This is a genomic window from Streptomyces sp. CBMA291, assembly GCF_014596525.1.
Lineage (GTDB): Bacteria > Actinomycetota > Actinomycetes > Streptomycetales > Streptomycetaceae > Streptomyces.
The window spans coordinates 1-19,827 of record NZ_MSJP01000111.1 but is presented as its reverse complement, the minus strand read 5'-3'; the positions used below and the strand labels follow the sequence as shown (position 1 = coordinate 19,827).

Genomic DNA, 19,827 nt, shown 5'->3' with positions numbered 1-19,827 from the left:
CCTTCGTCACCCACACGAGTGCATCTGGGGCTTTCGGGGGCGCATCAGAGTGTCGCGGGCATACGGGCGCCGATCCGGGTCCTGGTCACCACCAACTGCCCTTCCTGCGGGTAGGCGTGCCAGGTCCGCCAGCGCACCTGCCCTTCGTGACGCTGCGCCAGCATCGCGGTGAAGGCGTGGGGGGAGCCGGGGAAGGTTCCCGCGAGCCCATGGGGATGGTCGGCGACGAGCGCGAGTAACTCCTGCGCCCGGCCCGCGAAGGAGCCGGGCGAGAGGGTCTCCACGCGGGCGGCGAACTCGTATTCCCACGCGCCGACGCGCTTGGAGACGCCGAGCGGCAGCGGGGTACTGCTGCCGGGCATGCAGGCGACGGTCTCCGAACAGGTGCGGCCCTCCTCTTCGAGGAGGACCTGATGTGAGGCGCCGAGCAGCCTCAACTGGAGGGTTACACCCGCCAGTTCGAGATCGAGCACGGCCAGGGCGGGCAGCGGTTCACGTCCGAGCGCCCAGGCCAGATCGGCCGCGCGGGTGTCGGTGTAGGAGGTCTTCAGGGTGGTGAGCATGGGTCGGCTCCGCAAACACGGTTTGACGGGTGGGCCGGGGGCGCCCCGGAGAAGGAATTTCTCCGGGAGTGGGGAATCGCCGGCTCGGGTCCACACACGGTCCGAGGGCTGTTTCTGTCAGGAGCGAGAGAACCACGGACGCCGTTCAACTCGCAGCGGTTTTGCCCAACTTGCCGTGTTTTCCAACTCCTTAGGGGTCCCCACAGTTCAACTGTTCAACCCTGGGCGGCCGATGAGCCGCCCCCGCAGTCGCCCCCGCACCCCGCTCAACTCCCGCCGCAGCCACCCCCGCAGCCGCCGGAACCGCAGGAGCTTCCGCCGCCGCAGGAGTGCCCGCCCCCGCAGGAATGCCCGCCCCCGCTGTCGCCGCCGAGCCAGCCGCCGCCCCCGTCGGAGCTTCCGCCGCGCCGCTTCGTCGACCGGCGCCCGCTCCCGCGCCCGCTCCCGCCCCGCTGCACCGGCCGCCCGCCGTACCCGCGCAGCTTCCGGACGCGCCGGGCGTAAGCCCGCCGCTCCCTGGCGGCGGCGACGAAACCGACGAGGACCACACCCCCCATGACGGCAATGAAGATTCCCACGACTAATCCCCCGTTCTTCTGTGCGAGGGAGATGCCCGGCGGGCTCCCCGCCGAAGCGCACTTGAGCAAGTCCAGAGCTTGGCTCCAGGATGAACCGTATGAAACGACCGTTGCTGAACCGACGTCTGGCCCCCTTCGGCACCACCATCTTCGCCGAGATGTCCGCGCTCGCCACCCGGACCGGGGCCATCAACCTCGGCCAGGGCTTCCCCGACACCGACGGGCCCGAGGAGGTTCGGGAGGCGGCCGTCCGCGCGCTGCGGGACGGCCGGGGCAACCAGTACCCGCCCGGTCCCGGCGTCCCCGAGCTGCGCACCGCGATCGCCGACCACCAGCACGAGCGGTACGGCCTCGCGTACGACCCCGACACCGAGGTCCTGGTCACGACGGGCGCCACCGAGGCCATCGCGGCGTCGCTGCTCGCCCTCGTCGAGCCGGGGGACGAGGTGATCGCCCTGGAGCCGTACTACGACTCGTACGCCGCCTGCATCGCGCTCGCGGGCGGGACCAGGGTCCCCGTCACGCTCCGCCCCCGCGAGGGCGCCTACGTCCTCGACCTCGACGAACTGCGTGCCGCCGTCACCGACCGGACCCGGCTGATCCTCCTCAACACGCCGCACAACCCCACCGGCACCGTCCTCACCCGGGCCGAGCTGACCGCGATCGCCGAGCTGGCCGTCGAGCGGGACCTGCTCGTCGTCACCGACGAGGTCTACGAGCACCTGGTCTACGACGACACCGTCCACATCCCGATCGCGAGCCTGCCCGGGATGCGGGAGCGGACCGTCACCATCGGGTCGGCCGGCAAGACGTTCTCGTTCACCGGCTGGAAGGTCGGCTGGACCACCGCGAGCCCCGCGCTCACCACCGCCGTCCGCTCCGCCAAGCAGTTCCTGACCTATGTCTCCGGCGGGCCGTTCCAGTACGCCGTCGCCGAGGCGCTGCGGCTTCCCGCCGCCTACTTCGACGGGCTGCGCGCCGACCTCGCCGCCAAGCGGGACCTGCTGAGCGAGGGCCTCGCCGCCGCCGGGTTCGAGGTCTACCGCCCGGCGGGAACCTACTTCGTCACCACCGACATCCGCCCGCTCGGCACCGACGACGGCTTCGCCTTCTGCCGCTCCCTGCCCGAGCGCGCCGGGGTCGTCGCCATCCCCAACGCCGTCTTCTACGACGACCAGGAGGCCGGAGGCCCCTTCGTCCGCTTCGCCTTCTGCAAGCGGAAGGACGTATTGCAGGAGGCGGTCGAGCGCCTCGGCCGGCTGGCCCGCTGAGAGCGAGCCGGATGGACATACGGGCGTGGGGTCCGGCCTTTCGGCCGGCCCCGTGCCGCACGGGAGGGACGAGCTGTTCAGTGTCCTTCCGGTGCCGAGTGGACGCGTGGACCAGAACGACGGTCGATGTCTCAGGGCTGACCGGACAGCGCACGCGGCCACCGCTTGTGACCTGGTGGCACGCTGACGCGATCGCCCTTCTTCGGGCTCACCCGCTCACCTCGACCGCACCCAGGTAATCCCCGTCGAGAGGCCGCAGCGCTTCCCTGGGCCGATCCGGATCGGAGTTGATGCGAGCCGTCGCCCGCCAGGAGACGAGCGTGCGGTGCACGGCTTCCCCGGCACCCGGTTCCGCGGCATCGGAAAGCCCTTCCGGAAGCTCCACGGTGAACGCGCGCATCTCTTCGTCGTCGAGATGCCTCACCCAGGGGAAGACCTCCGGAAGCGCCGACAGGAGCGACCGGGCTCCGTCGTCGTGCTTCATCAGCGCGAGGAAGAGCCGGGACGCCGTCGTGAGGCTCTCCTCGGTGCGCTCCGCGTGCAGGGCCGTCGTCAGCACCATGTCGGGTGCGTCCCGATGCGTGACGGGGAGCGCACGGCGAAAGCCCGGCCGCGGGCCGCGATCCTGCTGATCACGGCCCTGGCCGGGCTTCGGGTGCCGGTGAAGGCGGGCACCCCACGGATCGCGCGTACGGCGATCCGAGGGCGCGGGTGCGGGAGGCTCAGGCCTCGTCTTCGCCCGCGGTCTTCTCCTCCGGGCTCTCCAGACCGAACTGCTCGACGATCCACTTGTCGAACTCGATGGAGGCGCGGACCCAGCTGACCGTGGAGGACACGAAGTGCTCCAGGGAGACGCCGGTGCCGATCAGCATCTGCGCCTCGCCGATGAGGCGGAGGGTGGCGGAGCCGTCCTCCTCCTCGTGCAGGTGGGTGTAGACCTTGGGCCACAGGGTGCGGCGGTTCCAGTCGTCGATCGCGTCGAGGATCCGCGCGCGGTCGTCGGCCGAGTGCGGACGGTCGTAGAACGTCCGCACCGAGAAGACCTGCTGCTCGTCCTCGCCGCGGAACATGAAGTACGTGCGGAATTCCTCCCACGGCGCCGCGAGGTCGCCCTCGTCGTCGACGACGTACTTCAGCTCCATCTGCTCAAGGAGCTGCTTGACGAGGTCCTGGTCGGGGACGACGGGGCCCGCCGGTCCTGCGGCCTGAGGCTGGGGCTGGCCCCCGAAATTCGGAATCGAGGACGGGTCGATGCTCACCGTGAATTTCCCTTCGTACGGATGCTCGCCATCCTCCCCCATGCCGGGCGGTCCATGGCAAGCCCCGCCGCCGCGATCCGCTGCGGGCTGACAAGATCCGGGTGCCCGGACGCGGAGGGTCACCGCGTCCGAGCACCCGGTCAGGAACCGGCCGGCCGGAGCCGTCCCCGGCAGGTCACCGCACCGGGCCGACCGTCAGGCCGTCCTCCGCGCGGTCCACCCGGATCGTGTCGCCGTCCGTGATCCCGCCCGCCAGGATCTCCCGGGCCAGCCGGTCGCCGATCGCCGTCTGGACGAGGCGGCGCAGCGGCCGGGCGCCGTACGCGGGGTCGTTGCCCTCGTCGGCCAGCCACTCCAGGGCCTCCGGGGTGACCTCCAGGGTGAGGCGCCGGTCGGCGAGCCGCCGGGCGAGCCGGTCGGTCTGGAGCCGGGCGATCCGGCCCAGCTCGGCCCGGTCGAGGGCGGCGAAGACCACCAGATCGTCGAGCCGGTTGAGGAACTCGGGCTTGAAGCTCGCCCGGACGACCTCCAGGACCTGCTGCTTCTTCACGTCCTCCGGAGTGGCCGGGTCCACCAGGAACTGGCTGCCCAGGTTGGAGGTGAGGATCAGGATGGTGTTGCGGAAGTCGACCGTACGGCCCTGGCCGTCGGTGAGCCGGCCGTCGTCGAGGACCTGGAGCAGGACGTCGAAGACCTCCGGGTGCGCCTTCTCCACCTCGTCGAGCAGCACCACGCTGTACGGGCGGCGGCGGACGGCCTCGGTGAGCTGGCCGCCCTCCTCGTAGCCGACGTAGCCGGGCGGCGCGCCGACCAGCCGGGCGACGCTGTGCTTCTCGCCGTACTCCGACATGTCGATGCGGATCATGGCCCGCTCGTCGTCGAAGAGGAAGTCCGCGAGCGCCTTCGCCAGCTCGGTCTTGCCGACGCCGGTGGGGCCGAGGAAGAGGAACGAGCCGGTCGGCCGGTCGGGGTCGGCGATGCCCGCGCGGGTACGGCGCACGGCGTCGGAGACGGCCCGTACGGCCTCGGACTGGCCGATCAGACGGCGGCCCAGCTCCTCCTCCATCCGGAGCAGCTTCTGCGTCTCGCCCTCCAGGAGGCGGCCGGCGGGGATGCCGGTCCAGGCGCCGACCACGTCCGCGATGTCGTCGGGGCCCACCTCCTCCTTGACCATGGCGCTCTTGGCGTCGGCAGCCTTCGAGGACTCCTGCTGCGCCTCGGCCTCGCTGGCCTCCGCCAGCTCCCGTTCGAGGGCCGGGATCTCGCCGTAGAGCAGCTTGGAGGCGGTGTCGAAGTCGCCGTCCCGCTGGGCACGCTCGGCGCGGCCCCTGACCTCGTCGAGGCGCTCCTTCAGCTCGCCGACGCGGTTGAGGGACTGCTTCTCCTTCTCCCAGCGGGCGGTGAGCCCGCGCAGCTCCTCCTCGCGGTCGGCGAGGTCGCGCCGCAGCTTCTCCAGGCGCTGCTTGCTCGCCGCGTCCGTCTCGTTCTTCAGGGCCAGCTCCTCCATGCGGAGCCGGTCCACGGAGCGCTGGAGCTCGTCGATCTCGACCGGGGAGGAGTCGATCTCCATCCGGAGCCGGGAGGCGGCCTCGTCGACGAGGTCGATGGCCTTGTCGGGGAGGAAACGGGAGGTGATGTACCGGTCGGACAGGGTCGCGGCGGCCACCAGGGCGGAGTCGTTGATCTGCACCTTGTGGTGGGCCTCGTAACGCCCCTTGAGTCCGCGCAGGATGGCGACGGTGTCCTCGACGGTCGGCTCGGCGACCAGGACCTGCTGGAAGCGGCGCTCCAGGGCCGGGTCCTTCTCGATCCGCTCGCGGTACTCGTCGAGGGTGGTCGCGCCGACCATCCGCAGCTCGCCGCGGGCCAGCATGGGCTTGAGCATGTTGCCCGCGTCCATGGCGGAGTCGCCGCCCGCGCCCGCGCCGACGACCGTGTGCAGTTCGTCGATGAAGGTGATGATCTGGCCGTCGCTCTCCTTGATCTCGGAGAGGACGGTCTTCAGGCGCTCCTCGAACTCGCCCCGGTACTTCGCGCCCGCGACCATCGCGCCGAGGTCGAGCGAGACGAGCCGCTTGTTCTTCAGCGACTCCGGGACGTCGCCCTTCACGATCCGCTGAGCGAGCCCCTCGACGACGGCGGTCTTGCCGACGCCGGGCTCACCGATGAGGACCGGGTTGTTCTTGGTGCGGCGGGAGAGCACCTGGACGACCCGCCGGATCTCGTGGTCGCGGCCGATGACCGGGTCCAGCTTGCCCTCGCGCGCGGCGGCGGTGAAGTCCGTGCCGAACTTCTCCAGCGCCTTGTACTGCCCTTCCGGGTCGGGTGTGGTCACCCGGCGTCCTCCCCTGCTCTTCTCGAACGCGTCGAGCAGCTTCGATGCGCTCGCGCCCTGCTCGTCGAGGATCTCACCGGCCCGTCCGCCCTTGGCGGCGACGGCGATCAGAAGGTGCTCGGTGGACAGGTACTCGTCGCCCAGCTCCCTGGCCCGCCGGTCGGCCTCGGCGACGACCGCGAGGAACTCGCGGCTGGGCTGCGGGGGCGCGACCGTGGAGCCCGTGACGCTGGGCAGGGCGGCGAGCAGCCGCTCCGCACCGGCGCGCACGACCGCCTGGTCGGCCTCGACCGCCGCGAGCAGGTCGACGACGTTCTCGTTGTCCTGACCGGTCAGCAGCGCGAGCAGCAGATGGGCGGGGGTGAGATCGGCGTGCCCCGCCGACACGGCGCGGCTGCTCGCCGCGTTGATCGCGTCCCGGCTCCGGTTGGTCAGTTCGGCGTCCACGTGCGTGCTCCTCCTGGGTTCCGGTGGTCCTCTCCTCTTATGACCCTTCCAGGGTACACAAAGTTGAGTGGAGTCTGCTCAAGTTATCTGCCCGGCAGCCGGAGGGTGTCGTACGCGGGAATCGGCCACCGGACTTCCGGTAGTTTCCGGGCATGGCCACAGACCCGAGGAACCCCTCCGACTCGTACCTCAGCTTCTGGCGCGAGTACCACATCTGCACCCTGACGACCCCGCGCCCGGACGGCACCCCGCACGTCGTGGCCGTCGGCGTCACCTACGACCCGGAGAACGGGTTCGCCCGGGTCATCACCAACAGGAAGAGCCGCAAGGCCGCCCATGTACGGGCCGCGGGCGAAGCCGGGGCGCGGGTCGCGGTCTGCCAGGTCGACAAGGGGCGCTGGGCCACCCTGGAGGGCGTCGCCCGGCTGCGCACCGAGCCGGAGGCGGTCGCGGACGCCGTCGCGCGCTACGCCGAACGCTACGGGCGCACGCCGGAGCCCAACCCCGACCGGGTGGTCATCGAGATCACCCTCACCCGGGCGATGGGCCGCGCCTGAACGCCGGGGGCCGGTCCCCGCTCCGGACGGGGTCCCCGCTCCGGACGGGCCCCGCTCCGGACGGGCCCCGCTCCGGACGGGCCCCGCACGCCGGGAGACCCGCGGCCCCGGCCGTACGGGCACGCCGAAGCGCCCGTACCGCCGGAGCCGTACGGGCGCAGCACAGCGGCGCCATCGCGTTTCAGGTCCGCGATGGCGCCGCTGTGTGGGGGAAGTACCTGAGCGATCTACAACGACGGGGGAATCGCTCAGGCACTGCGGGGGGTGGCGGTGATGGTCTCGGGCTCGATCAGCTGGTGGTCCCGCTGGTCGAGATTGACGAAGATCATGCCGTACCGGATGGCACAGCGGATGGGCTGCGGGGCTCCTCGGGGGCGACGCAGACAGCGGTACGCGCGGACGTCCTCGTCCTGCTCCCGCGCCACGATGACGGGCTCCCCGAAGAGGGTGACCTTCAACGCGTCGCCACGGTGGGGGATGGCCGTGGCGAGGTCGACGAAGTGCCAACCGGACCGGTAGGCCGTGGCCATCTCCCGGCGGAACCTGGGGTCGTCCTGTGGAAGAGTCACGCTCCCGCGCCCCTGGGGGCGATCTCCCAGGACGGCTCGGGACGAACGGCGAGCACGACGACGTCCCGGGGAGCGGACTCCCACGAGGGTTCGCCCGGTCCGGCCCACGTGTCGTGCGCCGGAGTGCTCTCCCACGAGGGCTCGCCCGGTCCGGCCACGTAGTGCGCCGGGCGCTCCCACGAGGGCTCCCCGACGGCGAGTGCGCCGAGAGCAACCGCCGCAACGGCTATGGCGCCAAGTGCACGAACCATCCTGGTCATGGCCGATCTCCACCTCTTTTGATCACTACCTCCCCCCCGCGAGTAAGACGATGGCTTACTCCCGACCCTTTTCACCAGCCAACCCGGGCATCATGTTCCTGTAATTCATGACCCTGAGGGGGGTGCAAATGAGGCAAGAAGACGACGAGTCCGGCCATAACCACAGTCACGGTGAACTATGCGACGTGGGGCGGGAGCTCTACGCGAGCGCCCTCCGCACCGGCCGCATCACCCGCGCCGACGCCCAGGCGGCCCCCTGCCTGAGGGAACTGTCCCTCCTGCACCCCCACCCGGACGACACCGAATGGCTCTACCCGGTTCCGCCCTCGATCGCGCTCAACCAGCTCGTCCACCCCATCGAACAGGAGATACAGGTCCGGCGGCAGCACGCCCTCGACCTGGCCGACGCGTTCGAGCCGTTCATGGCCATCCACTCCCAGGACCCCTCCTCCACCCAGGCCATCACCGTCCTTGAGGGCCTCAGCGTCATCAACGCCACCCTCGACCGCGTCATCAACGAGTGCACCACCGAGCTGCTCACCATCCAGCCGGGCAGTGGCCGCCGCCCCGAGACCCTGGAAGCCGCCCTGCGCCGGCTCGAACCCCTGCTCGACCGGGGCGTCCGGATGCGCACGCTCTACCAGCACACCGCCCGCCACCATCCGGCCACCCTCGCCTACGTCGAACGGGTCGCCCCCTACGGGCTCGAACTGCGCACCCTGGAAGAGATCGTCGACCGGCTGATCATCGTCGACCGCAAGGTCGCCTTCGTGCCCGCCCGCAGCGACCGCCAAGTCGCCCTGGAACTGCGCCACGAGGGCCTGGTGCGCTATCTCGTCGGCGTCTTCGACCAGTTCTGGCTGCATGGCGTCCCCTGGGAGGAGGAGATCCCCTACAGCCCCTCCGTGGACGGCATCGGCGGCGTCCAGCGCTCCATCGCCAAACTCCTCGTCGCGGGGCACGTGGACGAGGCCATCGCCCGCCGTCTCGGCATGAACGTCCGCACCTGCCGCGCCCACATCGCCAAGCTCGCCGCCACCCTCGGCAGCGGCAGCCGGGCCCAACTCGGCTATCTCATCGCCCAGTCGGGCATCCTCGACCAGCAGGACGGCTGACCGCACCGGGCCCCGGGCGCCTTCCTGGAACGGCCCCGGGAACGGCACGAGGCCCCTCCCCCGAAGGGAAGGGGCCTCGGCCCTCACACCTGCTACTCGCCCCGCTTGGGACGCCAGACCACCAGCGCGCTCGTGTGCTGCACATCCTGGTACGGCACCAGATCGCGCCGGTACGAGGCGTGCACCTGGGCCTCCCGCTGGCGCATCGCCGCCGCCGCGCCGTCGACCGCGGCCGACAGCTCCGCGATCCGGCTCTGGAGCGCCGCGACCTGGTTCTCCAGCTCGATGATCCGCTTGATCCCGGCCAGGTTGATGCCCTCGTCCTGCGACAGCTGCTGCACCTGACGGAGCAGCTCGATGTCACGGGCCGAGTAGCGCCTGCCCCGGCCGGCCGTGCGGTCCGGCGAGACCAGACCGAGCCGGTCGTACTGACGCAGGGTCTGCGGATGCAGACCGGAGAGCTGGGCCGCCACCGAGATGACGTACACCGGCGACTCGTCGGTCAGTTCGTACGGATTGCGTCGGCGTCCGTCCATCGGGTCACGCTCCCTTCGCCGCCTGGAACAGCTCCGCCCGGGGGTCCTCCGAGGCGGTCGCCTCGCGGTAGGTCTCCAGGGCCTCGCGTGCCTTGTCGTCCAGCTCCCTCGGCACCGCGACCTCGACGGTCACGAGGAGGTCGCCCCGGGTGCCGTCCTTGCGGACCGCGCCCTTGCCCCGGGCCCGCATGGTCCGCCCGTTCGGCGTGCCCGCGGGCAGCTTGAGGGTGACCGGGGGGCCGCCGAGCGTCGGCACCTTCACCTCGCCGCCGAGCGCCGCCTCCGCGAAGGAGACCGGCACGGTGACGGTGAGGTTGTCGTCCTTGCGGCCGAAGACCGGGTGGGTGTCGACGTGCACCACGACGTACAGATCGCCGTTGGGCCCGCCGCGCTCGCCGGGTGTTCCCTTGCCGCGCAGTCTGATCTTCTGGTTGTCGCTGACGCCCGCCGGGATGCGGACCTGCATGGTCCGCGAGGACTTGGCGCGCCCGCTGCCCTTGCAGACCTCGCACGGGTTCTCCGCGATCAGCCCGCGGCCCTTGCAGTCCACGCAGGGATCGGTGAGCGAGAAACCGCCGCCGCTGCCGCGCGAGACCTGCCCGGTGCCGACACAGGTCGGGCACACCCGGGGCGTGCCGTTCTTGTCGCCGGTGCCCGAACAGGCCGTGCACGGCTGCTGGCTGGACATCCGCAGCGGCACGGTGGCGCCCTCGATGGCCTCGGTGAAGCTGAGCGTCACCTCGGACTCGATGTCCTGGCCGCGCCGGGGCTGGGTGCGGGGACCCGCGCCGCCGCCCCGGTTGAACAGACCGCCGAAGACGTCCCCGATGCCGCCACCGCCGAACCCGCCGGCGCCGCCCTGGGCTCCCCCGAAGAGGTCGCCCAGGTCGAAGTTGAACGAGCCTCCGGCCCCGGGCGCGCCGGCCCGGAAGCCGCCGTTCCCGAAGAGGGCGCGGGCCTCGTCGTACTCCTTGCGCTTCTTGGGGTCGCCGAGGACGTCGTTCGCCTCGGAGATCTCCTTGAAGCGCTCCTCGGCCTTGGCGTCGCCCTTGTTGGCGTCCGGGTGGTTCTCGCGGGCGAGCTTCCGGTACGCCTTCTTGATCTCGGCATCGGTGGCGTCCTTGGGGACGCCGAGGACCTTGTAGTAGTCCTTCTCGACGAAGTCCTTCGTGCTCATCGACGTCCCTCCTTCCGGACTTCTCCGGTGTTCGTCCTTGCGGAGGTGGTCACCGGGGTCCCGGTGACCACCTCCGTCGGGAGCGGTGCGTCACCCCTCGTCGGGGGCACCGCTCTCCTCGTCGGCGGACGACTTCGCGTCGTCCTTGGCCGGTGCCGCGCCCGGCTGGGGCTCGGCGACGGCCACGCGGGCGGGCCGGATGGTCCGCTCGCCGATCCGGTACCCCGGCTGAAGGATCGCCACGCACGTCGTCTCCGTGACGTCCGGCGCGTACGAGTGCATCAGGGCCTCGTGGATCGTCGGGTCGAAGGGCTCGCCCTCCTTGCCGAACTGCTGGAGACCCATCTTGGCGACGACGGTCTCCATCGATTCGGCCACCGACTTGAACCCGCCCACCAGCTCGCCGTGTTCACGGGCCCGGCCGACGTCGTCGAGCACCGGAAGGAGCTCGGACAGCAGGTTCGCGACGGCGGTCTCCTTGACGGCGACCCGGTCGCGCTCCACGCGGCGGCGGTAGTTCTGGTACTCGGCCTGGAGCCGCTGGAGGTCCGCGGTGCGCTCGTCGAGCGCCGTACGGGCCTGGTCCAGCTGCGCCAGCAGTGCTACGTCCGTAGCGTCCCCGGCCGGGGCCGCCCCGTCCGCCTTGTCGGCGGCAGCGGCGGTCTCGGTCTCCTCGGGCGTGCCGTCGGCGGGGACGTCGGGCTTCTCGTCGAAGCCCGGGGTCTCCTCCGACATCAGACAGCGCCACCCTTCGGCTTGTCCTCGTCGACGATCTCGGCGTCGACGACGTCGTCGTCCGCCTTGGCCTGACCGGCGGCGTCGCCACCGGCGGCCTGGGCGCCCTGGGCGTCGGCGTACAGCGCCTGGCCGAGCTTCTGGGAGACGGCCGCGACCTTCTCGGTGGCGGTCCGGATCTCGGCGGCGTCCTCGCCCTTGAGCTTCTCCTTCAGCTCGGCGACGGCCGCCTCGACCTCGGTCTTGACGTCACTGGGGACCTTGTCCTCGTTGTCCTTGAGGAACTTCTCCGTCTGGTAGACGAGCTGCTCGCCCTGGTTGCGGGACTCGGCGGCCTCGCGGCGACGGTGGTCCTCGTCCGCGTACTGCTCGGCCTCCTGGCGCATCCGGTCGACCTCGTCCTTCGGCAGCGAGGAGCCGCCGGTGACGGTCATCTTCTGCTCCTTGCCCGTGCCCAGGTCCTTCGCGGTCACGTGCATGATGCCGTTGGCGTCGATGTCGAAGGCGACCTCGATCTGCGGGACGCCGCGCGGGGCCGGCGGAAGGCCGGTCAGCTCGAACATGCCGAGCTTCTTGTTGTACGCCGCGATCTCGCGCTCGCCCTGGTAGACCTGGATCTGCACGGACGGCTGGTTGTCCTCGGCCGTGGTGAAGATCTCGGACCGCTTGGTCGGGATCGTGGTGTTGCGCTCGATGAGCTTGGTCATGATGCCGCCCTTGGTCTCGATGCCGAGGGACAGCGGGGTCACGTCGAGGAGCAGGACGTCCTTGACCTCACCCTTGAGGACACCGGCCTGGAGCGCGGCGCCGATGGCGACGACCTCGTCCGGGTTGACGCCCTTGTTGGCCTCGCGGCCACCGGTCAGCTCCTTGACCAGCTCGGCGACGGCCGGCATACGGGTCGAGCCGCCGACGAGGACGACGTGGTCGATCTCGGAGAGGGCGATGCCCGCGTCCTTGACGACGTTGTGGAACGGCACCTTGCAGCGGTCCAGCAGGTCCGAGGTCAGCTGCTGGAACTGGGCGCGCGTGAGCTTCTCGTCCAGGTGCAGCGGGCCCTCGGCGGAGGCCGTGATGTAGGGCAGGTTGATCGTGGTCTCGGTCGAGGACGAAAGCTCGATCTTCGCCTTCTCCGCGGCTTCGCGGAGACGCTGGAGAGCCATCTTGTCCTTGGCCAGGTCCACGCCGTGGCCGTTCTGGAACTGCGTCACCAGGTAGTCGACGACGCGCTGGTCCCAGTCGTCGCCACCGAGGTGGTTGTCACCGTTGGTGGCCTTCACCTCGACGACGCCGTCGCCGATCTCCAGGAGGGACACGTCGAAGGTGCCGCCACCGAGGTCGAAGACGAGGATCGTCTGGTCGTCCTTGTCGAGGCCGTACGCCAGGGCGGCGGCGGTCGGCTCGTTGACGATGCGCAGGACGTTGAGGCCCGCGATCTCGCCGGCCTCCTTGGTGGCCTGACGCTCGGAGTCGTTGAAGTACGCCGGGACGGTGATGACCGCGTCGACGACCTTCTCGCCCAGGTAGGCCTCGGCGTCGCGCTTGAGCTTCTGCAGGATGAAGGCGCTCATCTGCTGCGGGTTGAAGCTCTTGCTGTCGATGTCGATCTTCCAGTCGGTGCCCATGTGGCGCTTGACCGACCGGATGGTCCTGTCGACGTTGGTGACGGCCTGACGCTTGGCCACCTCGCCGACGAGCACCTCGCCGTTCTTCGCGAAGGCGACGACGGACGGCGTGGTCCTGGCGCCCTCGGCGTTGGTGATGACGGTGGGCTCGCCGCCTTCGAGAACGCTGACGACGGAGTTAGTCGTGCCCAGGTCGATGCCGACCGCACGTGCCATTTCGATTCCTCCAGCTGACTGACTTGAGTGGAACTGACTCAAGGATGCACCAGACCCCTGCCGGAGTCAACAGACCTGAGCGTGGTCGACTCAACTCTTCGCCCGCTCGGCCACTCAGAGCGGCCCGAAACCGCCCGGGATCGGCCCGCCGCCGCCCGGGGCCGGTCCGCCACCACCCGGGAGCGGCCGGGCGACACCCCGGAGCGCGTCGCTCCGGCCTCCGGCGGGCGCCCCGTGAGAGAGTCCATTGCCCCACATGGGGCAAAGCAGCCATATCCCACGAAAATCCCATGATTCCAGGCCCGGGGCCCCGGCGCCCGGGTCCCACGACCCCGGTTCCGGTCCGAGGGGCCCGGGTCCCGACCTCATTCGACGCTCCGAAGGGTGTGGGGGAATGACGGCCAAGCGCACGTTCGACGTCCTGGGCGGGCTCGCCCTCCTGACCGTGCTGTCACCGGTCATGGCGGGCATCACCCTCTCGCTCGCGCTCGGCTCGCCGACCCCCGGCGCGGGCGTCCTGCGCCGTCGCACGGTGGCCGGTCTCGGCGGGCGGCCCTTCACCCTGCTGACCTTCCGCACCCGGGGCCCGCTGGCCTCGCTGCCGCTGCTGCTGCACGTGGTCACGGGACGGATGTCCCTGGTCGGGCCGTGTCCGCTCGCGCCGACCCACCGCGAGTGCGCGGGCGAGGGGCGCCGCAGGCTCTCCGTACGCCCGGGGCTCACCGGTCCGTGGCAGATCAGCGGCCGGTCGGAGCTGCCGTGGGAGGAGCGCGCGCTGCTCGATCTGGACTATGTGGACCACCACTGGCTGGGGATGGACCTGACCATCCTGGCGCGTACGCTTCCAGCAGTCCGCAGGCGGCGCGCGGCAAGGTTTGCCTGAGCGATACAGATCACCGCGAATGCCGCTACAGCACGGGGCCCCGAACGGGTAATCTCTGCACGGACTCCATAAGTTACCGCTTAGTAGGCCCGCCCGAGGAGCCCTTCATGCAACTCGCCGCGATCATTGTGTCGCTGACCCTGACCGTGGTCGGCGTTGCCCTGCTCGCTCGCGCCATCGGCCAGTTCGTCCGGTACTTCAAGCTGGGACAGCCCGTCCCGGCGGGCACCAGGACCGACAATCCCTACCAGCGGAGCGTGACGCTCGTCCGGGAGTTCCTCGGCCACACGCGCATGAACCGCTGGGGCATCGTCGGTTTCGCCCACTGGTTCGTCGCCGTCGGCTTCCTGACCCTGCCGCCCACCCTGGCCCAGGCCTTCGGCCAGCTCTTCCAGGCCGACTGGACCCTGCCGGTCATCGGCGGCTTCCTGCCGTTCGAGCTGTACATCGAGTTCATCGGCGTGATGACGATCCTCGGCATCGCCGTGCTCATCGCCATCCGCCTCCTGAGCCTCCCGGGCCGGGCCGGCCGCAAGTCGCGCTTCGCCGGTTCCAAGGCGGGCCAGGCGTACTTCGTCGAGTACGTCATCCTCACCATCGGCCTCGCGATCTACGTGCTGCGCGGCCTCGAAGGCGCGATCCACCACGTCGAGGGCTACGAAGCCGCGTACTTCGCCTCGTACCCGCTGGTCCTCGCCTTCAAGGGACTGGGCCTCGGCACCCTCCAGACGCTGATCTACTTCACCGCCATGGTGAAGATCAGCACCTCGTTCATCTGGATGATCGTCGTCTCGCTCAACACCAACATGGGCGTCGCCTGGCACCGTTTCCTCGGCTTCCCCAACATCTGGTTCAAGCGCGAGGCCGACGGCTCCACCGCGCTCGGCGCGCTCCAGCCGATGACCACGGGCGGCCAGGAGATCGACTGGGAGGACCCGGCGGAGGACGCCGTCTTCGGCGTCTCCCAGGTCGAGCAGTTCTCCTGGAAGGGCCTCCTCGACTTCTCCACCTGCACCGAGTGCGGCCGCTGCCAGTCGCAGTGCCCCGCCTGGAACACCGGCAAGCCCCTCTCCCCCAAGCTCCTGATCATGTCGCTGCGCGACCACGCGCACGCCAAGGCGCCGTATCTGCTCGCGGGCGGCGGCAAGGACATGGAGGGCAACGAGAAGGCCACGGAGGAGCAGCTCAAGGACGTCCCGGCGGCCGCCCTCGCCGAGGCCGAGCGCCCCCTCGTCGGCACGGCGGAAGAGAACGGCGTCATCGACCCGGACGTCCTGTGGTCCTGCACCACCTGCGGCGCCTGCGTCGAGCAGTGCCCGGTCGACATCGAGCACATCGACCACATCGTCGACATGCGCCGCTACCAGGTGATGATCGAGTCCGCGTTCCCGTCCGAGGCGGGCACGATGCTCAAGAACCTGGAGAAGAAGGGCAACCCCTGGGGTCTGGCCAAGAAGCAGCGCGTCGAGTGGACCAAGGAGGTCGACTTCGAGGTCCCGATCGTCGGCAAGGACATCGAGGACCTCACCGAGGTCGACTACCTCTACTGGGTCGGCTGCGCGGGCGCCCTCGAAGACCGCGCCAAGAAGACCACCAAGGCCTTCGCCGAGCTGCTGCACATCGCGGGCGTCAAGTTCGCGATCATGGGCGGCGAGGAGAAGTGCACCGGCGACTCCCCCCGCCGTCTGGGCAACGAGCCGCTGTTCCAGCAGCTCGGCCAGGAGAACGTGGCCATCCTGAACATGGCGTTCGGCGAGGATGACGAGGACGAGTCGACGAGGAAGCCGAAGTCGGCCAAGAAGATCGTCTCGACCTGCCCGCACTGCTTCAACACCATCGCCAACGAGTACCCGCAGCTCGGCGGCGAGTACGAGGTCATCCACCACACCCAGCTGCTCCAGCACCTCATCGACGAGGGCAAGCTGATCCCGGTGACCCCGGTGGACGGCCTCATCACCTACCACGACCCCTGCTACCTGGGCCGGCACAACAAGGTCTACACGCCGCCGCGCGAGATCATGTCCGCCGTCCCCGGTCTTCGCCAGCAGGAGATGCACCGCCACAAGGAGCGCGGCTTCTGCTGCGGCGCCGGTGGTGCCCGGATGTGGATGGAGGAGCGGATCGGCAAGCGCATCAACAACGAGCGCGTCGACGAGGCCCTCTCCCTCAACCCGGACATCGTCTCCACCGCCTGCCCGTTCTGCCTGGTCATGCTCACGGACTCGGTGAACGGCAAGAAGAACGAGGGCAAGGCGAAGGAGTCCGTCACCGTCGTGGACGTCGCCCAGCTGCTCCTGGAGTCGGTGAAGACGCCGCTCGACCCGGAGCCGTCGGAGCAGAACGAGCCGGAGCCCGAACCGGCCGCCTGAGCCTTCGGACTCTTCGGACCTTCCGGCTTCCGGACCCGAGGAGGGCCGTCCCGCGAACGCGCGGGGCGGCCCTTCGCGCGTTCCTCCGGGGTCCCGTATCCCGTATGTCCGGGAAGCCCCTGAGAACCCCCTTAGGGGATGTCACAGCTCCGTGGCAACCCGAGGCCGGAGCGCACAGGAGCGGAAGGAGCGGGTACGTTCGAGGACGTGGCTGGATTCAGGAACGGACGCGGCCGGGACAACCGCGACCCGCGACAACCGCGGCAGGCGCCCCAGGGATACGAGGCGCCCCCGCCGCCGTACCCGCAGCAACAGTGGCCCCCACAGGACCAGAACCGGGGCCCGTCCCCGAGACAGGGCCAGGGGCAGAGGCAGCAGGGCCAGGGGCAGGGCTACGGAAACCAGGGGCAGGGGCAGCAGGGCCAGGGTTACGGAAACCAGGGCCGCCCCCCGCAGCCCTACGGGAACCCCGGAAACCAGGGGGCCCAAGGGAACCAGGGGAACCAGGGGAACTACGGCAACCCCGGCCACCCCGGCCACTACGGGAACCCCGGCGACCCCGGCCACTACCCGCAGCAGGGCCACTACGGGAATCAGGGTCGGCAACGCCCCCCGCAGTCCTACGACGAGCCCGAGTACTTCGGGGACCCCTACGGGCAGCCCCAGCACCCCCATGCCGCCACGGCGAACAATCCCGGCCACACCCAGATGTTCAGCGTCGACGACCCCTACGGGCAGGCGGCGCCGCACCCCGAACCCGTCCCCATCGGCCCCCGGCTCCCCTGGCAGGGCCTGCTGAGCGGCATCGTGCTGCGCCCGGCGGACACGTTCCTCCGGATGAGGGACCACGCCGTCTGGGGTCCGGCGCTCGTCGTCACCTTCCTCTACGGGCTCCTCGCGATCTTCGGCTTCGACAAGGCGCGCGAGGAAGCGATCAACGCGACGCTGTCGACGGCGGTCCCGTACGTCCTGATGACCGCCATCGGCTTCGTCATCGGCGGGCTCATCCTGGGCGCGGTCACCCACACGCTGGCCCGCCAGCTTGGCGGCGACGGCGCCTGGCAGCCGACGGTGGGCCTCTCCATGCTGATCATGTCGATCACGGACGCCCCGCGCCTGCTCTTCGCGCTCTTCCTGGGCGGCGAGAACGGCCTGGTGCAGGTCATCGGCTGGGCGACCTGGCTGGCGGCGGGGGCGCTCTTCACCCTGATGGTCGGCCGCTCGCACGACCTGCCGTGGCCGAAGGCGCTGGGCGCGTCGGCGATCCAGCTGGTGGCGCTGCTGAGCCTGATCAAGCTGGGCACGCTGTAGGCCCACGCGGACACACGAAAAGGCCCCCGCCTTCATGGGCGGGGGCCTTTTCGCACACGCACACGCACACGCACACGCACACGCACACGGCGCAGACGTACGGTACGGCTCAGGCGTCGAGGACCTGGCCGGCGCGCTTGACGACGGGCGGCTCGACCGACCAGGGGAAGTTGATCCAGTCGTCGGTCTTCTTCCACACGTACTCGCACTTCACGAGGGAGTGGGACTTCTCGTAGACGACGGCGGAGCGGACCTCGGCGACATGGTCGACGCAGAAGTCGTGGACCAGCTTGAGGGTCTTGCCGGTGTCGGCGACGTCGTCGGCGATCAGGACCTTCTTGTCGGAGAAGTCGATCGCGTTGGGCACCGGCGCCAGCATGACCGGCATCTCCAGGGTGGTGCCCACACCGGTGTAGAACTCGACGTTCACCAGGTGGATGTTCTTGCAGTCCAGGGCGTAGGCCAGACCACCGGCGACGAAGACGCCGCCGCGGGCGATGGAGAGCACGATGTCGGGCTCGTAGCCGTCGTCGGCGATGGCCTGCGCCAGCTCGCGGACCGCGTGACCGAACCCCTCGTACGTCAGGTTCTCGCGTACCTCACTCATGCCTGCGTCCGCCTCATACCTGGGTCCGATGGAAATTCAAGAAGGAACGGGAGGCCGTCGGCCCCCGCTGGCCCTGGTACCGGGAGCCGTAGCGCTCGCTCCCGTAGGGGAACTCGGCCGGCGAGCTGAGCCGGAACAGACACAGCTGCCCGATCTTCATACCGGGCCAGAGCTTGATCGGCAGGGTGGCCAGATTCGACAGCTCCAGGGTCACGTGCCCGGAGAAACCCGGGTCGATGAACCCGGCGGTCGAGTGGGTGACCAGCCCGAGGCGCCCGAGGGAGCTCTTGCCCTCCAGCCGCGACGCGATGTCGTCGGGGAGGGAGATGACCTCGTAGGTGGAGGCGAGCACGAACTCGCCGGGGTGCAGGATGAACGCCTCGTCCCCCTCCGGCTCCACCTCACGGGTGAGGTCGAGCTGCTCGACGGCGGGGTCGATGTGGGGGTAGCGGTGGTTCTCGAACACCCGGAAGAAGCGGTCAAGCCTCACGTCGATGCTCGAGGGCTGCACCATGGATTCGTCGTACGGGTCGATGCGCACCCGTCCGGCATCGATCTCGGCCCGGATGTCCTTGTCTGAGAGAAGCACGCCCCCACGATACGCAGAGGGCGCGGACCTGCCCCAATCGGCAGGCGTCCGCGCCCCGACACCCCCGTCAGCGCCGCGCGGCCTCCACCGGCACGGCATGCCGCAGCCGCGCACACCGAGGACACCGGATCAACCGCCCCGGCCCGATCCGCCCGGCCCCGAGCTGCTGAAGCGGAAACGAAGCGGTACTGAAAACGTGCCCTTCGGCACAACGGACGACGGTGCGCTCCATCGAACCCATCAAGTCCCTTCCCCTACACATGCGGTGGACGAGAAGACACATTAGGGGATCAACAGGACACCCTCCAGAAGGCACTCCGCACCCGAAAAACCACGAGCTTCGCCTCAAGTGGCGCATGGGGTACAGTGTGCAACGATGCGGCACGGATCACCCGGCAGCCGCTGCGCGGATGTAGTTTAATGGTAGAACATGAGCTTCCCAAGCTTATAGCGCGGGTTCGATTCCCGTCATCCGCTCTTCTGTAAAGCCCCAGGTCAGGGACCTGGGGCTTTGTTGTTGTCTAGAGCTTTCCCCGCGCCTTGCGCCACCTCCGCACCACAACCTGGTCGCCACCCTTGATAACCTCGTCGGTCACTCGTACAGAAGACCGACAACCGCAGGGGGACGCGTGTCGTTCGATGACGAATGGGCCCGGGCGAAAGCCGATGTGTCCTTAGAGGAGCTAACACAATGCCTGGACTCGTCTGTAGGTGATCACGCAGCAGGCGAGTTTCAGGAAGGCTTCGTGGATGTCGTCGCGGATGTCCCAGCGGATCCGTAGGCGCCGGAAGCCGTGGATCCAGGCGTTGGTGCGTTCGACGACC

Annotated in this window: 18 protein-coding genes, 1 tRNA gene and 1 pseudogene; 7 read left to right on the top strand and 13 right to left on the bottom strand. The window is 69.8% G+C overall.

The genetic code is table 11. The annotated features are described in order from the left end of the window. Positions 1 to 44 precede the first annotated feature (44 nt). Positions 45 to 563 carry a DUF2617 family protein gene (locus tag BU197_RS27590; RefSeq protein WP_188271037.1) on the bottom strand — a complete coding sequence of 173 codons (519 nt, stop codon included), beginning with the start codon at positions 561 to 563 and terminating at the stop codon, positions 45 to 47. 667 nt (positions 564 to 1,230) lie between these two features. Here BU197_RS27590 and BU197_RS27585 point away from each other — a divergent pair. After that, positions 1,231 to 2,412 (top strand): pyridoxal phosphate-dependent aminotransferase, encoded by a 1,182-nt coding sequence (locus tag BU197_RS27585; protein WP_411158542.1) that lies wholly within the window; start codon positions 1,231 to 1,233, stop codon positions 2,410 to 2,412. Between the two features lie 208 nt (positions 2,413 to 2,620). Here the strand turns inward: BU197_RS27585 and BU197_RS27580 are convergent, their stop codons facing one another. The 3 genes from BU197_RS27580 to clpB form a co-directional block, all read right to left on the bottom strand. Continuing rightward, positions 2,621 to 2,974, bottom strand: a complete 354-nt coding sequence (locus BU197_RS27580) for a prevent-host-death family protein (protein ID WP_188271035.1) — start codon at positions 2,972 to 2,974, stop codon at positions 2,621 to 2,623. 160 nt (positions 2,975 to 3,134) lie between these two features. Further along, entirely contained in the window at positions 3,135 to 3,671 is a 537-nt protein-coding gene (locus tag BU197_RS27575; RefSeq protein WP_188271034.1) for a YbjN domain-containing protein, read from the bottom strand. A 175-nt stretch (positions 3,672 to 3,846) separates the two neighbouring features. Beyond that, complete coding sequence (gene clpB, locus BU197_RS27570; RefSeq protein WP_188271033.1) at positions 3,847 to 6,453, bottom strand: ATP-dependent chaperone ClpB; 2,607 nt, start codon at positions 6,451 to 6,453, stop codon at positions 3,847 to 3,849. A gap of 152 nt (positions 6,454 to 6,605) precedes the next feature. On the opposite strand from clpB, the gene BU197_RS27565 reads away from it, so the two are divergent. Beyond that, positions 6,606 to 7,010 carry a pyridoxamine 5'-phosphate oxidase family protein gene (locus BU197_RS27565; protein WP_188271032.1) on the top strand — a complete coding sequence of 135 codons (405 nt, stop codon included), beginning with the start codon at positions 6,606 to 6,608 and terminating at the stop codon, positions 7,008 to 7,010. Positions 7,011 to 7,258: 248 nt separating this feature from the next. Here BU197_RS27565 and BU197_RS27560 read toward each other — a convergent pair whose 3' ends face one another. Further along, positions 7,259 to 7,579: a (2Fe-2S)-binding protein gene (locus BU197_RS27560; protein ID WP_188271031.1), complete on the bottom strand. Its 321-nt coding sequence runs from the start codon at positions 7,577 to 7,579 to the stop codon at positions 7,259 to 7,261. After that, complete coding sequence (locus tag BU197_RS27555; protein ID WP_188271030.1) at positions 7,576 to 7,839, bottom strand: hypothetical protein; 264 nt, start codon at positions 7,837 to 7,839, stop codon at positions 7,576 to 7,578. The genes BU197_RS27560 and BU197_RS27555 overlap by 4 nt, the downstream gene beginning before the upstream one ends. A 107-nt stretch (positions 7,840 to 7,946) precedes the next feature. Between BU197_RS27555 and BU197_RS27550 the strand changes: the two genes are divergently transcribed. Beyond that, entirely contained in the window at positions 7,947 to 8,954 is a 1,008-nt protein-coding gene (locus tag BU197_RS27550; protein WP_188271029.1) for a helix-turn-helix transcriptional regulator, read from the top strand. Between the two features lie 92 nt (positions 8,955 to 9,046). Here the strand turns inward: BU197_RS27550 and BU197_RS27545 are convergent, their stop codons facing one another. The 4 genes from BU197_RS27545 to dnaK form a co-directional block, all read right to left on the bottom strand. After that, positions 9,047 to 9,490 carry a heat shock protein transcriptional repressor HspR gene (locus tag BU197_RS27545; protein ID WP_188271028.1) on the bottom strand — a complete coding sequence of 148 codons (444 nt, stop codon included), beginning with the start codon at positions 9,488 to 9,490 and terminating at the stop codon, positions 9,047 to 9,049. A 4-nt stretch (positions 9,491 to 9,494) separates the two neighbouring features. Then, the gene (gene dnaJ / locus BU197_RS27540) at positions 9,495 to 10,667 is read right to left on the bottom strand and encodes a molecular chaperone DnaJ (protein WP_188271027.1); all 1,173 of its coding nucleotides are present in this window, start codon (positions 10,665 to 10,667) and stop codon (positions 9,495 to 9,497) included. Between the two features lie 90 nt (positions 10,668 to 10,757). Beyond that, entirely contained in the window at positions 10,758 to 11,402 is a 645-nt protein-coding gene (grpE, locus tag BU197_RS27535) for a nucleotide exchange factor GrpE (protein ID WP_188271026.1), read from the bottom strand. Then, positions 11,402 to 13,243, bottom strand: a complete 1,842-nt coding sequence (gene dnaK / locus BU197_RS27530) for a molecular chaperone DnaK (protein WP_188271025.1) — start codon at positions 13,241 to 13,243, stop codon at positions 11,402 to 11,404. The genes grpE and dnaK overlap by 1 nt, the downstream gene beginning before the upstream one ends. A gap of 394 nt (positions 13,244 to 13,637) precedes the next feature. Here dnaK and BU197_RS27525 point away from each other — a divergent pair, with 394 nt between their 5' ends. From BU197_RS27525 to BU197_RS27515, 3 genes are all read left to right on the top strand, one after another. Beyond that, positions 13,638 to 14,126 (top strand): sugar transferase, encoded by a 489-nt coding sequence (locus BU197_RS27525; protein WP_188271024.1) that lies wholly within the window; start codon positions 13,638 to 13,640, stop codon positions 14,124 to 14,126. 107 nt (positions 14,127 to 14,233) lie between these two features. Continuing rightward, a complete protein-coding gene (locus tag BU197_RS27520) occupies positions 14,234 to 16,495 on the top strand; it encodes a (Fe-S)-binding protein (protein ID WP_188271023.1) in 2,262 nt (753 codons plus the stop codon). 207 nt (positions 16,496 to 16,702) lie between these two features. Next, positions 16,703 to 17,806, top strand: a complete 1,104-nt coding sequence (locus BU197_RS27515) for a YIP1 family protein (protein ID WP_188271022.1) — start codon at positions 16,703 to 16,705, stop codon at positions 17,804 to 17,806. A 109-nt stretch (positions 17,807 to 17,915) separates the two neighbouring features. On the opposite strand, the gene BU197_RS27510 is transcribed toward BU197_RS27515, so the two are convergent. Both BU197_RS27510 and dcd read right to left on the bottom strand, forming a co-directional pair. Continuing rightward, complete coding sequence (locus BU197_RS27510; protein WP_188271021.1) at positions 17,916 to 18,413, bottom strand: phosphoribosyltransferase; 498 nt, start codon at positions 18,411 to 18,413, stop codon at positions 17,916 to 17,918. 13 nt (positions 18,414 to 18,426) lie between these two features. Beyond that, positions 18,427 to 19,002: a dCTP deaminase gene (gene dcd, locus BU197_RS27505; protein ID WP_188271020.1), complete on the bottom strand. Its 576-nt coding sequence runs from the start codon at positions 19,000 to 19,002 to the stop codon at positions 18,427 to 18,429. A gap of 406 nt (positions 19,003 to 19,408) precedes the next feature. Here dcd and BU197_RS27500 point away from each other — a divergent pair. Then, positions 19,409 to 19,479 (top strand) — tRNA-Gly (locus tag BU197_RS27500). Positions 19,480 to 19,685: 206 nt separating this feature from the next. Here BU197_RS27500 and BU197_RS27495 read toward each other — a convergent pair. Beyond that, a pseudogene (locus BU197_RS27495) lies at positions 19,686 to 19,827 on the bottom strand (IS5/IS1182 family transposase); the annotation flags it as partial.